The organism is Thioalkalivibrio sulfidiphilus HL-EbGr7 (genome assembly GCF_000021985.1).
GTDB classification, from domain to species: Bacteria; Pseudomonadota; Gammaproteobacteria; order Ectothiorhodospirales; family Ectothiorhodospiraceae; genus Thioalkalivibrio_A; species Thioalkalivibrio_A sulfidiphilus.
On the sequence record NC_011901.1, the window covers coordinates 2413699 to 2431018 of the forward strand.

Below are 17320 nucleotides of genomic sequence, written 5' to 3' on the forward strand. Positions count from 1 at the left end.
GACCATTTCAACGTATTCCACATATGTATCGACCTGTTGTGCGCCAGCCGGTGTCCGACCGGTGAGATATGCGGGCTAGCTCTCGTAGAGCATCAGGTCCGCCACCTCGGTGGCCCAGCGGCCGAACTCCGGCACCGCGAACAGCGGCTCGCCCAGGGCACGGTGCATGTCCATGATCATCATCACGCCCATCTCCCGCTGCGGGAACACGCCGGCGTAGTTGAGGATGTTGCCCCAGACCACCGGTGCCTCCTCCGCCTCCCGGGCACGGATGGCGCGCCCCACCAGGGCGGCGGCCACGGCGTACTGCAGGTCGATCTCCCGGGGCGCCGGCAGGCGCTCGCCGCCGATGATGGCGTCCAGATCCGGCAGATCCTCCAGGTGGGCGAGGAAGGCGGCCAGTTCGATGCCGGCGGCCTGGCCGACACAGGCCTGCAGCGCGCCGGAGAGCAGCTCCGGCTGGCCCTCGAACTTCTGCAGGGCCCGGTGGGCGAACTCCCAGGAACGGGGCGAGGGGAAGGCCACGGGGTTATGGGCCGGGTCGAAATCGAACAGCAGGTCCGGGCGGAAACGGATGAAGGCGATGATGCGATCGTCGATACCGGCACCGTAGGCCCAGGCGGCCCAGTCGTCCACGTTCAGGTCCACCTCGAAGTGGGAGAATCGGTTGGCGAGCGGCGCGGGCATGGTGTAGGTCACGCCCCGGTCGCCCTGGCGGTTGCCGGCGGCGAAGATCGCCCAGCCCTCGGGCACCTGGTAGTTGCCCAGGCGTCGGTCCAGGATCAGCTGGTAGGCGGCGGCCGAGACACTGGGCGGCGCCGAGGTGATCTCGTCCAGGAACAGGACGCCCTCGGGCCCGTGCCGCTCGGCATCAGGCAACATGGAGGGGATGGCCCACTCCACCCGGTCGCCGTGCTTGAAGGGGATGCCGCGCAGGTCCGAGGGCTCCATCTGGGACAGGCGGATGTCGATCAGCGGCACGCCGTGGCGGTTCGCCACCTCAGTGATCATCTGGGACTTGCCCACCCCCGGCGGGCCCCAGAGCATCACGGGGGTGTGATGCCCCGAACGGGTGCTCTGAAACTCCCGGTCCAGCACTTGCAGCAACAGCGCAGGTCGCATGGCGCTCCTCAGGCAAAAAACTTGATCAAACCGATGAGACTACCGGAGGAGCAGCGCCCGCCGCAAAACCACATGGGAGAGGGTCGCACTACCCATTCGGGATAGACGGGGTCCCTGCACCAGGGCCGCGCAGGGATGGGGCACTGCCGCCCGGTTTCGTGCACGGCGGTCCGGCAATGTGCCGTTCGTACCGGAAATCGCGCCGCTCATCCAGCCCGCATCTTGCTGTGGGTATTGGTGCGACACACAACCACAACAGGGATGCCCCATGCTCCAACTCCTACGCTCGTTGACCCTGCTTGGCGCCTTCAATCCCGACACCGCCGGCAGCGAAGCACCGCCCGCCGACCCGGTCCCCGTCGACAGCGCTTCGACCAGCGCCGAACCCCTGCCCGTGCCATCCGCCGTGCAACTCATGGCCCTGGCCCGACGCCTGCTGGAACACGCGGAGCAAGGCAGTGCCAGCCTGGCCCAGCGCATGGACGAGATGGACCAGCGCTCCAGCACGCTGAAGATCGCCCTGGATGCGGCGGAAACCCAGATGCAGCAAAGCCTGCACTCGGCGGAGGCCCTGGAGGGCGAGATCGCCACCGGCGTGCAGGACACCCAGCGCCACATCGGTGAAGGCCTGGCCCGCATCGACGGGGAACTCACCCGCCGCCTGGCCGAAACCACGCAGATCGTCTCCCTCATCGAGGGCATCGCCAACGAGCTCAACCTGCTGGCCATCAACGCGGCCATCGAGGCCGCCCACGCGGAGCGCCACGGGGCCACCTTCGGCGTGGTGGCAGAGCGTATCCGGGAGCTGGCGGGATCGACCCGCAGCCATGCCCAACGCATCAAGGAACAGCTGGATTTCGGCGACCTGCACGAGGCCCTCGAACGCTTCCAGCAGGACACGGGAGACACCCTGGGCGCGCTGGCCGACAGCACCTCGGCATCCACCCGCCGGCAGCTGGGCAATTTCCAGCACATGCACGCGCACCTGGAATCGGTGCGGGACAACAACAAGGTGATCTTCGAGGTGCTGGGCCAGAGCCAGTCGGCGGTGGAGCGGGTCGCGGGCAAGACCCGCTGGAGCCGGTCGCTGCTCGCCGAGGGTACAACCGCGCTGGAACAGGGCGGCGAGCCGGCCCTCACCCGCCTGCTGCAGGACCGGGATCTGCTGCGCGCGCCGGACTTCGACCGCCTGGCCGAGATCCGCCGGCGCGGCGTGCTCCGGGTGGCCATCGAGCCGGACTTCAAGGGCCTGTCCTTCAGGCGCCGTCCCGGCGATCCCCTGCAGGGCCTGGATGCGGACTACGCCCGGGCCTTCGCCCGCTGGCTCGGCGTGGAGTGCCAGTTCCTGGAGTGCCCCTGGGACCAGTGCACCGAACTGCTGGCCGCTGGCCGTGCCCCGGGAGAACCGGAGGCGGATCTGGTGTGGAGTGCCCTGCCCCCCAATGCCAGCTACCGTGACGTGGCCTTCTCGGAATCCTATACCTACCTGCCCTATGCCCTGGCCCGGCGCAAGGGGGATACCCGCATCAGCGGCATCGCCGACCTGGAGGGACGGGTGCTGGGCTGCATCAACGACCCGGCCGCCTTCGACACCCTGGCGGGCGCGGGCCTGCGCTGGCCGGCCAACCAGGACCAGCCAGGAGGCCGGGTGCGTCTGGCCAACCTGGTGGCCTACTCCGACCAGGGGCGCATCCACGACTGCCTGGCGGATGGCCTGGTGGACGCCTTCGCGGTGGACCGGCCCATCTACTGGTGGGCCTGTTACGGCGAGGACAGCCCCTGGCGCGGACAGATCGAACTGCTCCCCGCCCCCATCAGCGCCTCGCCCTGGTACTACGCTGCTGGGGTGTCGGCAGAACCCTCCGGCTACCACCTGCTGGCGGCGCTGAACCGTTTCATCGGCGAGTTCCGGGGCAGCCCGGAACGCCGCGCCATCGAACAGCGCTGGCAGGGCCAGCTGCTCGATGGCACCCAGAGCTATCGGCAGGAACCCGGCGACCTGCCGGGGGAGACGGAGTTGCGGGAGCGCTACCTGGACCATTGCCAGAGACTCGGCATCGAGCCCAGGACGGCGGAGGATGCCGATCCGCGGCGACTGTCCGCCTGAGCTGCCAGCGCGCCCTGACAACCCCCGGCCACAAGGCCGGTCAGGCCCGCAGCCAGCGGCGTCCCAGGCTGCCCGCGGCCAGCAGGACCAGGCTGAGCCACACCGCCACGCTGTTGCCCCACAGGGCAAAGGGCGTGCGCCCGGTGCGCGGCTGGGCGTGGGCCGTGAGCACGTCCACCTCGAACTGGGGCGAGGTGGCGATCAGCTCGCCGCGGTGACCGATCACGGCGGACACGCCGGTGTTGGTGGCGCGCAGCATGTCGCGCCCGGTCTCGAGCGAACGCATACGCGCGATCTCCAGGTGCTGGTGGGGGGCGATGGAATCGCCGAACCAGGCATCGTTGCTCACGTTGATCAGCAACTTCGCCTCGGGCAGGGCATCGATCACCTGCCCGCCGAAGGCATCCTCGTAGCACACGGACATGCCCACGGGCAGATCGCCCACGTACATGAGCGGACGCCAGCCGCCCTTGGAGAGATCCGACATGGGGATCTCCAGCCAGTCATCCAGCCACATGAGCAGGCCCCTCAGGGGCAGGTATTCGCCGAAGGGCACCAGGTGGCGCTTGTGGTAGGCAGCGGGTTCCGCGGTGGCATGCACGATGCTGTTGTACATGGCGCCGGTCTCGAAGTCGTAGACGAAAATGCCGGTGATCAGCGCCCCGCCCCGGGCCTCCACCGCATCGGCCAGTTCCATGAGGGGTTCATGGATCTCGTGATAGAAGGCAGGGATGGCGGTCTCGGGCCACAGCACGATGTCCACCGCTTCGGCCTCGACCAGGACCTTTCGGGTGAGCCCGCCGTAGAGCGCCAGGGCCTCATCGATGCTGTCGGGCCCCCACTTCTCTTCCTGGGCCACGTTGCCCTGGATGAGATGCACCGACAGCGCCTCCCCCTCGGGCCGGGTCCAGTCCATCCGGGACAGCCCCAGACCCGCGAGCCACAGGCACAACACGGCGGCAGCGCCCACGCCCAGGGCCCGGGGTGACCAGCGCACCAGGACAAAGGCCAGCAGCCCGGCCATGAGCGCCACCACCAGGCTCGCGCCGTAGGCCCCCACCACCGGCACGTAGCCGGCCAGGGCCGTATCCACCTGGGCGGTGCCCAGCAGCAGCCAGGGGAAGCCGGTGAGGAACCAGCCCCGCCACCATTCCCACAGCACCCAGGCGGCCGGGAAACACAGCACCAGGGCCGCAACCGGCAGGCGCGGGGCGAAGCGGGCCAGCAGGTAGCCGAGCAGCGCCGGATACAGGGCCAGCACCGCCACGAACAGGGCGGTGATCAGGGCCGCCAGGGGCGCGATGGCGGAACCGAACAGGTGCAGGCTGTAATAGATCCACGAGACCCCCGCGCCGAACATCCCCAGACCGAACAGGTAGCCCCGCCACGCGGCCCGGCCCGGCGCCTGGTCCCACCACAGCAGGAACAGCGCCGCCGGCGCCAGCACGGCGAACACGCGCAGTTCATAGGGGGCGAAGGCCAGGCTCAGCGACACGCCAGCGATCAGGGCCAGGAGATGGCCGAGACAGGGACGGGCCTCGAGGAAGGAGATGACCGGGTTCATCGGATCAGGCACGGGTTCGGATTCGGCCGGTAGTGTACCGGATGGGCGTGAAGGCAGGATAAAAGCCCTGAACGCAAAGACGCGAAGGCGCCAAGAACGCAAAAAAGCTCAATTGATACTTATGAAAACCCGGAACAAAGCATCAGCAAAACCTTCGCGTTCCTTTGCGTCTTCGCGTCTTTGCGTCGAGGGCCTTTACTCCCCGTCCACCGTCGGCTCCACATCCTCCCGCAGCCGCATCTCCAGCAGGTGCACGCGACGATTGTCAGCGCGCAGGACGCGCACCTGGAAGCGGTCGAACACCAGTTCGTCGCCGCGCTTGGGCACGTGGCCGAAGCGGTTGACCACCAGGCCGCCGATGGTGTCGAACTCCTCCTCGCTGTAGTCGGTGGAGAAGTACTGGTTGAACTCGTCGATGGGGGTGAGCGCCTTGACCGTGTAGCGGCCGCTGGGGTGACGCATGATGTGGGTGAGGTAGTCCTCGATGTCGTGCTCGTCGTCGATCTCGCCGACGATCTGCTCCAGCACGTCCTCGATGGTCACCAGCCCCGCCACGCCGCCGTACTCGTCCACCACGATGGCCATGTGGTTGCGGCTGTTGCGGAACTCCTTGAGCAGCACGTTCAGACGCTTGCTCTCCGGCACGAACACCGCCGGGCGCAGCACGTCGCGCATGTCGAAGTCTTCGGTGTTGCCGTCCACGAAATAGCGCAGCAGGTCCTTGGCCAGCAGGATGCCCAGCACCTCGTCGCGGCTGTCGCCCACCACCGGAAAACGGGAATGGGCCGACTCGGTGATCACCGGCAGGATATCCATCAGCTGTCCGTCGCCGCGCACCACGTCCATCTGCGCCCGGGGCACCATGATGTCGCGCACCTGCATCTCGGCCACCTGCAGCACGCCCTCGATCATGCCCAGGGCATCCGGATCCAGGATCTCCCGCTGGTGCGCGCTGCGCAGCAGGTCGATGAGCTGCGCCCGGTCGCGGGGCTCACCGGTGAAGGCAAGACTCAGGCGTTCCAGCCAGTTCCTCAGGGGCGGTGCGTTTCTTGATTTGTCGTTCATAAAAGAAAGCGTTAGATACAAGAGACAAGAGACAAGAGGCAAGATCGGGGACGCGTGGCTTCGACGGCCTCAGCGTCGACCCCAGGGCCTTTTCTTGCCTCTTGTATCTTGCATCTTGTCTCTAGTCCTTTATTCATAGGGATTTTCATAACCGAGCCCGGACAGTATCTCTTTTTCGAGGGCCTCCATGCGGGCCGCCTCGGCGTCTTCGATGTGGTCGTGGCCCTGCAGATGCAGCATGCCGTGGATCACCATGTGGGCCCAGTGGGCCTCGGCGGTCTTGCCCTGCTCGGCGGCCTCGCGCAGCACCACCGGGGCGCAGATCACCAGATCGCCCAGGTGGCCCTCGGCGAACTCCGGCGGCGCCTCGAAGGGAAAGGACAGCACATTGGTCGGGCCCTGCTTGTGACGGTAGGTGCCGTTGAGTTCGGCACTCTCGGCCTCGTCCACCACGCGGATCACCACCGAGGCCTCGTCCTCATCGCCCTGCCAGGCGGCGGCGGCCCAGCGTTCCAGGGACGCCTCGACAGGGATGTCCGCGGCCTCGCTGGCCAGCTGGATCTCGGTGTGCAGCGCCATGGCGTTGCTCAGTCCCCGCCCTTCTTCTCGTCTTTCTCGTAGGCCTCGATGATCCGCTGCACAAGCGGATGACGCACCACGTCCCGGGAAGTGAAGAACGTAAAGCTCACGCCATTCACGTCCTTGAGCACCTCGATCACGTGGCGCAGGCCGGACTGGCGATGATGCGGCAGGTCCGTCTGGGTGACGTCGCCGTTGACCACCGCCGTGGAGCCGAAACCGATGCGGGTGAGGAACATCTTCATCTGCTCGGTGGTGGTGTTCTGGGCCTCGTCCAGGATCACGAAGGCATCGTTCAGGGTACGCCCGCGCATGTAGGCGAGCGGCGCCACCTCGATGACGTTGCGCTCCATGAGCTTGGCCACGGTGTCGAAGCCCAGCATCTCGTAGAGGGCGTCGTACATGGGGCGCAGGTAGGGATCGATCTTCTGGGCGAGATCCCCGGGCAGGAAGCCCAGACGCTCGCCCGCCTCCACCGCCGGGCGCACCAGCACCAGGCGTCGCACCCGGTCGGTCTCCAGGGCCTCCACAGCGGCGGCCACAGCCAGGTAGGTCTTGCCGGTGCCGGCGGGGCCGATGCCGAAGTTGAGGTCATGGCTGCGGATGTGCCTGAGGTAGCGCATCTGGTTCGTGCCCCGGCCACGGATGATGCCCTTGCGCAGATGCAGGGCCATGTCTTCCGGCGCCTGCGCCTCGGCCCGCTCCAGCAGCCGGTCCACGCCGGACTCCTGCAGGTGCAGGTGCACCCGCTGGGGCGACAGGGTCTCGCGGGCGGTGTCCCGGTACAGGTCCTTGAGCAGCTCCGCCGCCGCCTGGGCGGGGCGGGGATCGCCGATCACGTTGAAGTGGTTGCCGCGGCTGTTGATCTCCACACCCAGGCGCTGCTCCAGCAGACGCAGGTGCTCGTCGAACTGGCCGCACAGGTTGGCGAGCCGCAGGTTGTCCGCCGGCTCCAGGACGATTTCCAGGGTGACGGGCAGATCGGCAGGGGCAGGGTCGGGGGAAGGATTCAAGAGGCCAGGATTACCGGGAATTGAGGACTATGGAAGGATTATAGAACGCAAGGCGATTCAAGATTCAACATTCAAGATTCAAAGGAAAAATCTACCCCTTCAACCCACTTTGAATATTGAATCTTGAATATTGAATTCGGCGTCAAGCCGCCCCCTCAGGGAATTGGCCAGCGCCTGCGTGATGTGCACGTCCACGAACCGGCCCGCCAGTTCCGCTGCGCCGTCGAAATTGACCACTCGGTTGTTGGCGGTGCGTCCGGCCATCTGGGCGGGGTCCTTCTTCGACGGACCTTCCACCAGGATGCGCTGACGGCTGCCCACCATGGACTGGCTGATGGCCTGGGCCATCTCGTTGATGCGCGCCTGAAGACGCGCCAGGCGTGCCTTCTTCACCTCCAGGGGCACGTCGTCCGGCAGGGAGGATGCGGGCGTGCCGGGGCGGCGGCTGTAGATGAAGCTGAAGGACTGGTCGAAGCCCACCTGCTCGATCAGTTCCATGGTGGCCTCGAAATCGGCATCGGTCTCGCCGGGGAAGCCGACGATGAAGTCCGAGGACAGGGAGATGTCCGGACGGGCCTCCCGCAGGCGGCGGATCTTGGACTTGTATTCCAGCGCCGTGTGGCCGCGCTTCATGGCGGCCAGGATGCGGTCGGAACCGCTCTGCACCGGCAGGTGCACGTGGCTCACCAGCTCCGGCACCTCGGCGAAGGCCCGGATCAGGCTGTCGGAGAACTCCACCGGGTGGGAGGTGGTAAAGCGGATGCGCTCGATGCCGTCCACCGCCGCCACGTAGTGGATCAGCAGGGCCAGGTCGGCGATCTCGCCGTCGTGCATGGGGCCCCGGTAGGCGTTGACGTTCTGCCCCAGCAGGTTGATCTCGCGCACCCCCTGGGCGGCCAGCTGGGCCACCTCGGCGAGCACGTCGTCGAAGGGCCGGCTGATCTCCTCGCCCCGGGTGTAGGGCACCACGCAGAAGGTGCAGTACTTGGAGCAGCCTTCCATGATGGACACGAAGGCCGAGGGGCCCTCGGCCCGGGGCTCGGGCAGGCGGTCGAACTTCTCGATCTCCGGGAAGGAGATGTCCACCACCGGCAGGCCCTTGAGGCGCGCCGAACGCACCATCTCCGGCAACCGGTGCAGGGTCTGGGGGCCGAACACCACGTCCACGAAGGGCGCCCGTTCGCGCAGGGCCTCGCCTTCCTGGCTGGCCACGCAGCCGCCCACGCCGATCACCACCCCCGGGCGGGCCTCTTTCAGGGCACGCCAGCGGCCCAGCAGGGAGAACACCTTCTCCTGGGCCTTTTCGCGGATGGAGCAGGTGTTGAGCAGCAGCACATCCGCCTGCTCCGGGTCATCGGTCAGCACCATGCCCTCGGACTCACGCAGCACGTCCAGCATCTTGCCGGAGTCGTACTCGTTCATCTGACAACCGTGGGTCTGGATGTATACCTTGCTGCTCATGTGTGCTGAATGACCAAAAAGCATGAGTCCGCGAATGAACGCAAAATCAACGCGAATAAGACCAGCGCTCTCTTTCGCGTCCATTCGCGTTCATTTGCGGACCCATTACAGGTTTTTTAGAACGGAATCTCGTCGTCGAAATCGTCGGACATGGAGGAACGGGCCGGGGCCTCCTGACGGCCACCACCACCACCCTGGCGGGACTGGCTGGGCGCATCGTCGAAGCCGCCGGTGCCGCCGCTGCCGCCACGCCCGCCGAGCATCTGCATGTCGCTGGCGATGATCTCGGTGGTGTAGCGGTCCTGGCCGTCCTGACCCTGCCACTTGCGGGTCTGCAGGCGGCCTTCCACGTAGATCTGGGAACCCTTCTTCAGGTACTCGCCGGCGATCTCGGCCAGCTTGCCGTAGAAGGTGACCCGGTGCCACTCGGTCTTCTCCTGGCGCTCGCCGCTGTTCTTGTCCTTCCAGCTCTCGGTGGTCGCCAGGCTCACGTTGGCCACGGCGTTGCCGCTCGGCATGTACTTGACCTCCGGGTCGTTGCCCAGATTGCCCACCAGAATGACCTTGTTGACGCCTCGTGCCATGCGCTTCGCTCCTGTGCTTGGGTGTCGTGCCGGCTCCCTGCCCGCGTGAACCAGAAACCAAAGGGGGATTGTATCAGGCCGCCCCGCCCTCAGGCCACGGCAAACCGGCGCAGGGCCGCCTCGTCCAGGGCGTGGCGCTCCACCTTGAGGTAGGCCATGCCCTCCTCCCCGATCACCACCGCCTCGGCCACCCCGCGCACGGCGGTGAGCTTCATGGCCAGGCTCTCGGCCTCCTTCTCCGCCAGGGTGCCCACGTTGAGCACGTAGCTAGACAGATACCGGGGCCGGCGCATGCTCATGGCCAGCCCCAGCCAGATCAGGGTCCCCAGGGCGCCCAGCAGGAACACCCCCTGCACCCCGTACCGGGCATGCAGCAGGCCGCCCACGGCCCCGCCCACGAAGATGCCCAGGAACTGGGTGCTGGAATAGACCCCCATGGCGGTGCCCTTGCGGTCCGGGGGGGCCATCTTGGCGATCAGGGACGGCAGGCTCGCCTCCAGCAGGTTGAAGGCGGCGAAGAACACGAACAGGGCCACCACCAGCCAGACCATGGAGCCGCCGTTGCCCGCCAGGGCCAGCTGGGCCACGCCCAGCACGGCGATGGCGCCCACGAACACCGGTTTCATGCGCCGGTGTTTCTCCGCGTAGATGATGAACGGCACCATGGCGAAGAACCCCGCCAGCAGCACCGGCAGATAGATCCACCAGTGCTGGGCCGAGTCCAGCCCCAGGCTGTCGCGCAGCAACAGGGGCAGCACCACGAAGTTGGCGGTCAGCACCATGTGCAGCACGAAGATGCCCGCGTCCAGGCGCAGCAGCTGGGGGTCGCGCAGCACATCGCCGAAGGAGCCCGGCACCGCCTGGGCATCCCGGTGCACCCTGGCCGTCACCGGCGTGGGGATCAGCAGCAGGGTGATGCCGATGGCCACGATGGCCAGCAGGGCCGTGAGCCAGAAGATCCCCGACACCCCCACCCAGCGGTCCAGCACCGGTCCTGCCACCAGGGCCACGGAGAAGGACACGCCGATGGTCAGCCCGATGATGGCCATGACCTTGGTGCGATGCTCCTCCCGGGTGAGATCCGCCGCCAGGGCCAGCACCACCGCCGCGATGGCCCCGGCCCCCTGCAGGGCCCGCCCGGCGATCACCCCGTAGATGGAATCGGACACCGCCGCCAGCACACTGCCCGCCGCGAACACCAGCAGGCCGGCCACCATCACCGGCTTGCGCCCGACGCGGTCAGAAAGCACTCCCAGCGGGATCTGCAGCAGGGCCTGGGTGAGGCCGTAGATGCCGATGGCCAGCCCCACCAGGAAGGGGGTCACATGGGCCAGCCCCTCGGCGTACAGGGCAAACACCGGCAGGATCATGAACAGCCCCAGCATGCGCACCGCGTAGATACTGGCCAGGGCGCCGGAGGCGCGCAGCTCGGCGGGGCTCAGGGAATCGGAATAGCCTGATTGCATGGGGTCTTGGGTGGTCCTTGGATTCTGGGTCTACGCCGGGCCTGAGGGGGCCCGGACAGGGCGGGTATCTTAGCAGACTGGGGGGCTGGGGGAGGTTTGTCGGGGCTGGGAGGAGTCGTTTTTGGGGGCCGGGCGTCAGAGGGGTATCGGTGTAGATTGCTGACGGCTGGGGTTTGAGGATTAAGCGAAGATAAGGTCAAAGGCTTCCGATCCCCGTTGCACGGGGCTCGGGTTACTTTTGTTCGGCGCATCCCTGCGCCTCACCCCTTTGGGCTTGCGCGCAAAATCGCTCCCGGCGATTTTGTCTTGCTTGTCCAAGAAAAGTAACCAAAAGAAGGACACCCTGATGCCGCACCCGCTGTTCGCGGGTGCCCTGCGTTGCTCGGCTTCGAGGGGGTCGCCTGACAGGCCGTCCATGGCCTGGCAGGCGACGCGCCGCGTCCCTGCGGCGCCCCTTCGGGCTTTTTCCCTCGAAGCCTGCGCTACTCGGTGCGGCATAAGGGGGGGAGGCAGGTCAAAACCGCTTCGATCTGCTTTGGGTTTTCATTGTAGGAGCCCCGACCCCGGGGCGAATGGTAGGAAATTCGCCCCGGGGTCGGGGCTCCTACAAAACCAGGCAATACAACACACCTTGTGGGGGTTGCTGCCTTTGACGTCCCTCCCCGTTTTTCTCGCCGAGCACGGGGGTGTTCCGGGGTTAAAGCCCGCAGGGGCGCCGCAAGGATGCGGCGCGTCGGCTGCCAGGCCATGGACGGCCTGTCAGCCGACCTCCCCGGAACACCCCCGCGCGCAGGGCACCCCGCAGGGGCGAGAAAGTCGGGTGTCCTTTCTTTGGTTACTTTCTTTGGACAAGCAAAGAAAGTAACCCGAGCCCCGCGAAAAGCGGGGATCGGAAGCCTTTGACTTTGAGGCCCTTGAATCCCCAAAAAACACATCACCCCTCACCTTAGCCCCACCCCACCCCGCAGTGTTAAGCTAACACGTTTGCGCGACTCCCCTATCCCACGCCCCAACGGCTGCCAGACCCGACACCCCATGGACAAGATCCTCATCCGCGGCGCCCGCACCCACAACCTGCAGAACGTGGACCTGGACCTGCCCCGGGACCGCCTGATCGTGATCACCGGCGTGTCCGGCTCGGGCAAGTCCTCGCTGGCCTTCGACACCCTGTTCGCCGAGGGTCAGCGCCGCTACGTGGAATCCCTGTCCGCCTATGCGCGGCAGTTCCTGTCGGTGATGGAAAAACCCGACGTGGACCACATCGAGGGGCTCTCGCCGGCCATCTCCATCGAGCAGAAGACCACCTCCCACAACCCCCGCTCCACCGTCGGCACCATCACCGAGATCTACGACTACCTGCGCCTCCTGTTCGCCCGCGCCGGCACACCCCGCTGCCCGGACCACAGCGAGACCCTGGAGGCCCAGACCGTGAGCCAGATGGTGGACCAGATCCTGGCCCTGCCGGAGGGCAGCAAGCTGATGCTGCTGGCGCCGGTGATCCAGGACCGCAAGGGGGAACACCACCAGGTGATCGAGAACCTGCGCGCCCAGGGCTACATCCGCGCACGCATCGACGGGGAACTGGTGGAGCTGGACGCGGCGCCGGACCTGGATGCCAGGCGCAAGCACCGCATCGAGGTGGTGGTGGACCGCTTCAAGGTGCGCGACGACGTGCGCGTGCGCCTGGCGGAATCCATCGAGACGGCCATCCACCTGTCCGACGGCCTGGTGCTGGTGGCCTGGATGGACGAGCCGGAGCGCGCCCCCCTGACCTTCTCCGCCCGCTTCGCCTGCCCCGTGTGCGGCTACTCCATCCAGTCCCTGGAACCGCGCATGTTCTCCTTCAATAACCCGGCCGGGGCCTGTCCCGCCTGCGACGGGCTGGGGGTGAAGCAGTTCTTCGATCCGGAGCGGGTGGTCACCAACCCGGGGCTGAGTCTCGCCGGCGGCGCGGTGCGCGGCTGGGACCGGCGCAATGCCTATTACTTCCAGATGATCCAGTCGCTCGCCGAACACTACGGCTTCGACATCGAGGCCCCGTTCGGCGACCTGGACGAAAAACACCGCCAGGTGATCCTGCACGGCAGCGGCGAGGAAGCCATCGAATTCCGCTACATCAACGAACGCGGCCACACCACCCGGCGCAGCCATCCCTTCGAGGGCATCCTGCCGAACCTGGAACGCCGCTACCGGGAGACCGACTCGGCCACGGTGCGCGAGGAGCTGTCCAAGTACCTCTCCACCCACGCCTGCCCGGACTGCGAGGGCACGCGCCTGAACCGCACCGCCCGGCACGTGTTCGTGGGCGAGCACACCCTGCCCCGGACCACGCACCTGCCCATCGGCGAGGCCCAGGCCCTGTTCCAGTCCCTGCGCCTGCCCGGCGCCAAGGGCCAGGTGACGGAGAAGATCGTGCGCGAGATCGCCGCGCGCCTGGATTTCCTGGTCAACGTGGGCCTGGACTACCTGACCCTGGACCGCAGCGCCGACACCCTCTCCGGCGGCGAGGCCCAGCGCATCCGCCTGGCCTCCCAGATCGGCGCGGGCCTGGTGGGGGTCATGTACATCCTGGACGAGCCCTCCATCGGCCTGCACCAGCGGGACAACGAGCGCCTGCTCAACACCCTGACCTACCTGCGGGATCTCGGCAACACGGTGGTGGTGGTGGAACACGACGAGGACGCCATCCGCCGCGCCGACCACGTGGTGGACATGGGTCCCGGCGCCGGCGTGCACGGTGGCCGGGTGGTGGCCCAGGGCAGCCCCCACGAGGTGGAGACCCACCCGGAATCCCTCACCGGCCAGTACCTCTCCGGGCGACGCGCCATCCGCGTGCCCGAGACCCGCGTGCCCTACGACACGGAGCGGGTGCTCACCCTGCGCGGCGCCCGGGGCAACAACCTGAAAGGCGTGGATGCGAGCTTCCCCGTGGGCCTGCTCACCTGCGTCACCGGCGTGTCCGGCTCCGGCAAGTCCACCCTGGTCAACGACACCCTGTACCGGATCATGGCGCGGCACATCAATCGCGCCGGCGAGGAACCCGCCCCCTGCGACGCCGTGGAGGGTCTGGAGCAGTTCGACAAGGTGGTGGACATCGACCAGAGCCCCATCGGCCGCACCCCCCGCTCCAACCCGGCCACCTACACGGGCCTGTTCACTCCCATCCGGGACCTGTTCTCCTCCACACCCGAGGCCCGTTCCCGGGGCTACAACCCGGGACGTTTCTCCTTCAACGTCAAGGGCGGACGCTGCGAGGCCTGCCAGGGAGACGGGGTGATCAAGGTGGAGATGCACTTCCTGCCGGACGTGTACGTGCCCTGCGACGTCTGCAAGGGCAAGCGCTACAACCGTGAGACCCTGGAGATCCGCTACAAGGGCAAGACCATCCACGAGGTGCTTGACCTGACCGTGGAGGACGCCCTGGAGTTCTTCCATGCAGTGCCGGTGATCCGCCGCAAGCTCGAAACCCTCATGGACGTGGGCCTCTCCTACATCCAGCTGGGCCAGAACGCCACAACGCTCTCCGGCGGCGAAGCCCAGCGGGTCAAGCTCGCCCGGGAGCTCTCCAAGCGCGAGACCGGCCGCACCCTCTACATCCTGGACGAACCCACTACCGGCCTGCACTTCCACGACGTGGAACAGCTGCTGGAGGTGCTGCACCGCCTGCGCGACCACGGCAACACCGTGGTGGTCATCGAGCACAACCTGGACGTGATCAAGACCGCCGACTGGCTCATCGACCTGGGACCCGAAGGCGGCTCCGGCGGGGGCCAGATCATCGCTGTGGGGACGCCGGAAGACCTGGCCGCACACCCAGACTCGCATACGGGGCGCTTCCTCGCTCCCCTGCTGGGCCGCTGCCCCGACACAGCGGCTACCGGATGAAACACCCGCGAGTGTCGACTTCCTTTACACAACACCAAACACGCAGTTCACGGGCTCGCACGGCCAACGCCCAACACCACACGCCCATTAAGCCCTGTTTTTCAATGCATTAGAAGAAGACCCGGCGACAGCCAAGGATGCGGGATGTGTGCTAGAGAGGGATTTCACACAGGCCACAAGATGTGAACCCCATCACATTGTCGGGCCGATTAACACTTCTCACCCACTATGGTGAGCATCGCTGAAGTCAGACCACATATCCTATTGTTTTTACTGGTATTTTTAGATCTGGCACGGCTAGTGCGTTATGAAAGACAACTGGACTCAGCTGACCTCTCAGCCCTGAATCACGGACAGATCCAGACCAGACACAGCAGGGAGGGTGGCACAGATGTCAGAGCAACATCTGAGCCGAAACGGAGGGCTTGAAGACCAAACCCTCATCACAACAGCAAATTGACGAAGGAAGTACGACAATGTGCACACGTAACTGGACGCTCTCTCTTGTGATGCTGGTGCTGCTTGCATTTAGTGGTAATGCACAGTCCTTTGAGCTCACACCCGATGACATGATAGAACGCTATTATCACCCGTCGGGGCAGTGTGCCGGGGAGGCCGCTCAGGCCGGGTGCATTGCCGATGTGTTCGGTCTGGAGGACGGTAGCAGCCTTAGTCTGCTGTACCGCTCCGACTTCGGTGGTAGCGATAGTGGCGAACTCGCCTCCTCCTACACCACAACCTTCTTCCCAGAAGCGGGCGATCCCTACAACGCCTACATCAGATGGGAAGGCCCGGATCTTATCTCCTGTCCTGAGTGTTACCTGGTGGTCAAGGATGGAAACACCAACCCCAACTACTACTTCTACGCGTTCGAGGTCGGGGACTGGGATGGTATGGAGACTATCAGCCTGCTCGGGTTCTGGGAGGAGACCCGAGGTGCGATCTCTCATGTTTCCATCTATGGTGGTAAGCCCGTCGGTGTACCCGAGCCTGGCCCGCTGGCCCTGCTTGGTATCGGTCTCCTGGCCATGACCATGGCAGCCCGCCGCCGCCGAAACAACTGATCTGATCATCTGACCCATCAGCAGCTGTACCCGCACGGGGCCTTCGGGCCCCGTGTTCTTTTTATCCCCTGCCCGGCGGCAGTAAGCTACCAGACACTCAGGCAACTCCAGCCCGGGTCATGCCACACACCGCACCTCGTCACCCACGCCGACACTCAGCTGCAGATCGGCACGGCCCTGGTTGACCGCGATCTCCACCAGCCCGAAGGCGTTCTCGTACCAGAAGGCCGCCCCCGCTGGGACTGCACCGAAGGTCCTCGCATTGGCGACGCGCTGAGATCCCACCCGCAGCAGCGTATTCTTGTCCAGCTGTTCGGCCCGCAGGCCGGTCATGATGTTGCCGTAGTGATCCACGTAGATGACCTCGGCAAGATCACGCACCCAGCCATACCCCTGCATCCCGGCAGGGTCCATGGCAATGCATTCGGGCAGCCTGCCCTGCGCCAGCCCGGCCGCCACGGGCGCGAACCAGTCCCTGCCATGGAAGCTCGATGAGAGCCATTCAGGACGCCACTGGATGCGCCACAGGCGCACCTCCCGGGCATTGTTGGCAACCCGACTGAGAAGGCCATTGTCGGGCCCTACGAACCAGCGACCGTCGGCCTCAAGGATCAGGCCGTCACGCTCGGTGCCCACTCCGGGATCCACCACGGCAAGCCAGATGCTGTCGGTGGGATAGAAGGACACCAGGGAGGCGAGCAGGTAGGCCGAGGCCCGGGCGTCGAAAGCGGGCGCATCAGCGCAGGCGTCCACGACAGGACGCGCAGGATAAGCAGCCTGGAGCACGGCGCGGACCTGGCCAAGGTAAGGCCCGGCAATGCCGAAGTCGGTGAACAGGACGAACATGGGGCAAGTGGCAAGTGGCAAGTGGCAAGTGGCAAGGGAAAGCATAGGACATGCACGCCTGCTTGACGCTTGTGCACAAAAAAGCCGGCTAATGGCCGGCTTTCTTGTGTCTGGCTGTCGCGCCCGGGAAGATCACTCCTCCTTGGCGGACTCCACGGCAGGGGCTTCCTCGGTGAGCTCGGGACGATCCACCAGCTCGACAAAGGCCATGGGGGCATTATCACCAGGACGGTTGCCGCACTTCAGGATGCGCATGTAGCCGCCAGGACGGGTCTGGTAGCGGGGACCCAGTTCCTGGAACAGCTTGCCGACCATTTCCTTGTCACGCAGACGGGCGAAGGCGACGCGGCGCTTGTGCACGTTGTCCACCTTGGCCAGGGTGATCAGGGGCTCGGCCACGCGGCGCAGTTCCTTGGCCTTGGGCAGGGTGGTCTTGATCACCTCGTGACGGAACAGGGAGGCGGTCATGTTCTGGAGCGTCGCCTTGCGGTGAGCACTGTTGCGGCTCAGCTGCCGCCCACTATTACGATGGCGCATGGGTGTAATTCCTGTCGTTCAAACTTG

General features: G+C 66.1%; 13 protein-coding genes. 3 read left to right on the forward strand and 10 right to left on the reverse strand.

The window, feature by feature from the left end; all coding sequences use genetic code 11:
- Positions 1–75: 75 nt before the first annotated feature.
- A complete protein-coding gene (locus TGR7_RS11445) occupies positions 76–1122 on the reverse strand; it encodes an AAA family ATPase (protein ID WP_012638842.1) in 1047 nt (348 codons plus the stop codon).
- Between the two features lie 268 nt (positions 1123–1390).
- On the opposite strand from TGR7_RS11445, the gene TGR7_RS11450 reads away from it, so the two are divergent.
- A complete protein-coding gene (locus TGR7_RS11450) occupies positions 1391–3229 on the forward strand; it encodes a methyl-accepting chemotaxis protein (RefSeq protein WP_012638843.1) in 1839 nt (612 codons plus the stop codon).
- Positions 3230–3269: 40 nt separating this feature from the next.
- Here the strand turns inward: TGR7_RS11450 and lnt are convergent, their stop codons facing one another.
- From lnt to TGR7_RS11485, 7 genes are all read right to left on the reverse strand, one after another.
- Positions 3270–4805 (reverse strand): apolipoprotein N-acyltransferase, encoded by a 1536-nt coding sequence (gene lnt, locus TGR7_RS11455; RefSeq protein WP_245522978.1) that lies wholly within the window; start codon positions 4803–4805, stop codon positions 3270–3272.
- A 183-nt stretch (positions 4806–4988) separates the two neighbouring features.
- Complete coding sequence (locus tag TGR7_RS11460; protein ID WP_012638845.1) at positions 4989–5858, reverse strand: CorC family transporter; 870 nt, start codon at positions 5856–5858, stop codon at positions 4989–4991.
- 129 nt (positions 5859–5987) lie between these two features.
- A complete protein-coding gene (gene ybeY / locus TGR7_RS11465) occupies positions 5988–6437 on the reverse strand; it encodes an rRNA maturation RNase YbeY (protein ID WP_012638846.1) in 450 nt (149 codons plus the stop codon).
- A gap of 8 nt (positions 6438–6445) precedes the next feature.
- The gene (locus tag TGR7_RS11470) at positions 6446–7450 is read right to left on the reverse strand and encodes a PhoH family protein (protein WP_012638847.1); all 1005 of its coding nucleotides are present in this window, start codon (positions 7448–7450) and stop codon (positions 6446–6448) included.
- Between the two features lie 99 nt (positions 7451–7549).
- Complete coding sequence (gene miaB / locus TGR7_RS11475) at positions 7550–8911, reverse strand: tRNA (N6-isopentenyl adenosine(37)-C2)-methylthiotransferase MiaB (protein ID WP_012638848.1); 1362 nt, start codon at positions 8909–8911, stop codon at positions 7550–7552.
- 116 nt (positions 8912–9027) lie between these two features.
- Complete coding sequence (gene ssb, locus TGR7_RS11480; protein WP_012638849.1) at positions 9028–9495, reverse strand: single-stranded DNA-binding protein; 468 nt, start codon at positions 9493–9495, stop codon at positions 9028–9030.
- 89 nt (positions 9496–9584) lie between these two features.
- Positions 9585–10961 carry an MFS transporter gene (locus TGR7_RS11485; RefSeq protein WP_012638850.1) on the reverse strand — a complete coding sequence of 459 codons (1377 nt, stop codon included), beginning with the start codon at positions 10959–10961 and terminating at the stop codon, positions 9585–9587.
- Positions 10962–11996: 1035 nt separating this feature from the next.
- On the opposite strand from TGR7_RS11485, the gene uvrA reads away from it, so the two are divergent.
- A complete protein-coding gene (gene uvrA, locus TGR7_RS11495) occupies positions 11997–14846 on the forward strand; it encodes an excinuclease ABC subunit UvrA (protein ID WP_012638851.1) in 2850 nt (949 codons plus the stop codon).
- Positions 14847–15271: 425 nt separating this feature from the next.
- A complete protein-coding gene (locus TGR7_RS11500) occupies positions 15272–15910 on the forward strand; it encodes a PEP-CTERM sorting domain-containing protein (RefSeq protein WP_222702406.1) in 639 nt (212 codons plus the stop codon).
- Positions 15911–16027: 117 nt separating this feature from the next.
- Here the strand turns inward: TGR7_RS11500 and TGR7_RS11505 are convergent, their stop codons facing one another.
- Together TGR7_RS11505 and rplQ are read right to left on the reverse strand one after the other, a co-directional pair.
- Positions 16028–16756 (reverse strand): SAM hydrolase/SAM-dependent halogenase family protein, encoded by a 729-nt coding sequence (locus TGR7_RS11505; protein ID WP_012638853.1) that lies wholly within the window; start codon positions 16754–16756, stop codon positions 16028–16030.
- A gap of 132 nt (positions 16757–16888) precedes the next feature.
- Entirely contained in the window at positions 16889–17293 is a 405-nt protein-coding gene (gene rplQ, locus TGR7_RS11510) for a 50S ribosomal protein L17 (protein ID WP_012638854.1), read from the reverse strand.
- Between the last annotated feature and the right edge of the window lie 27 nt (positions 17294–17320).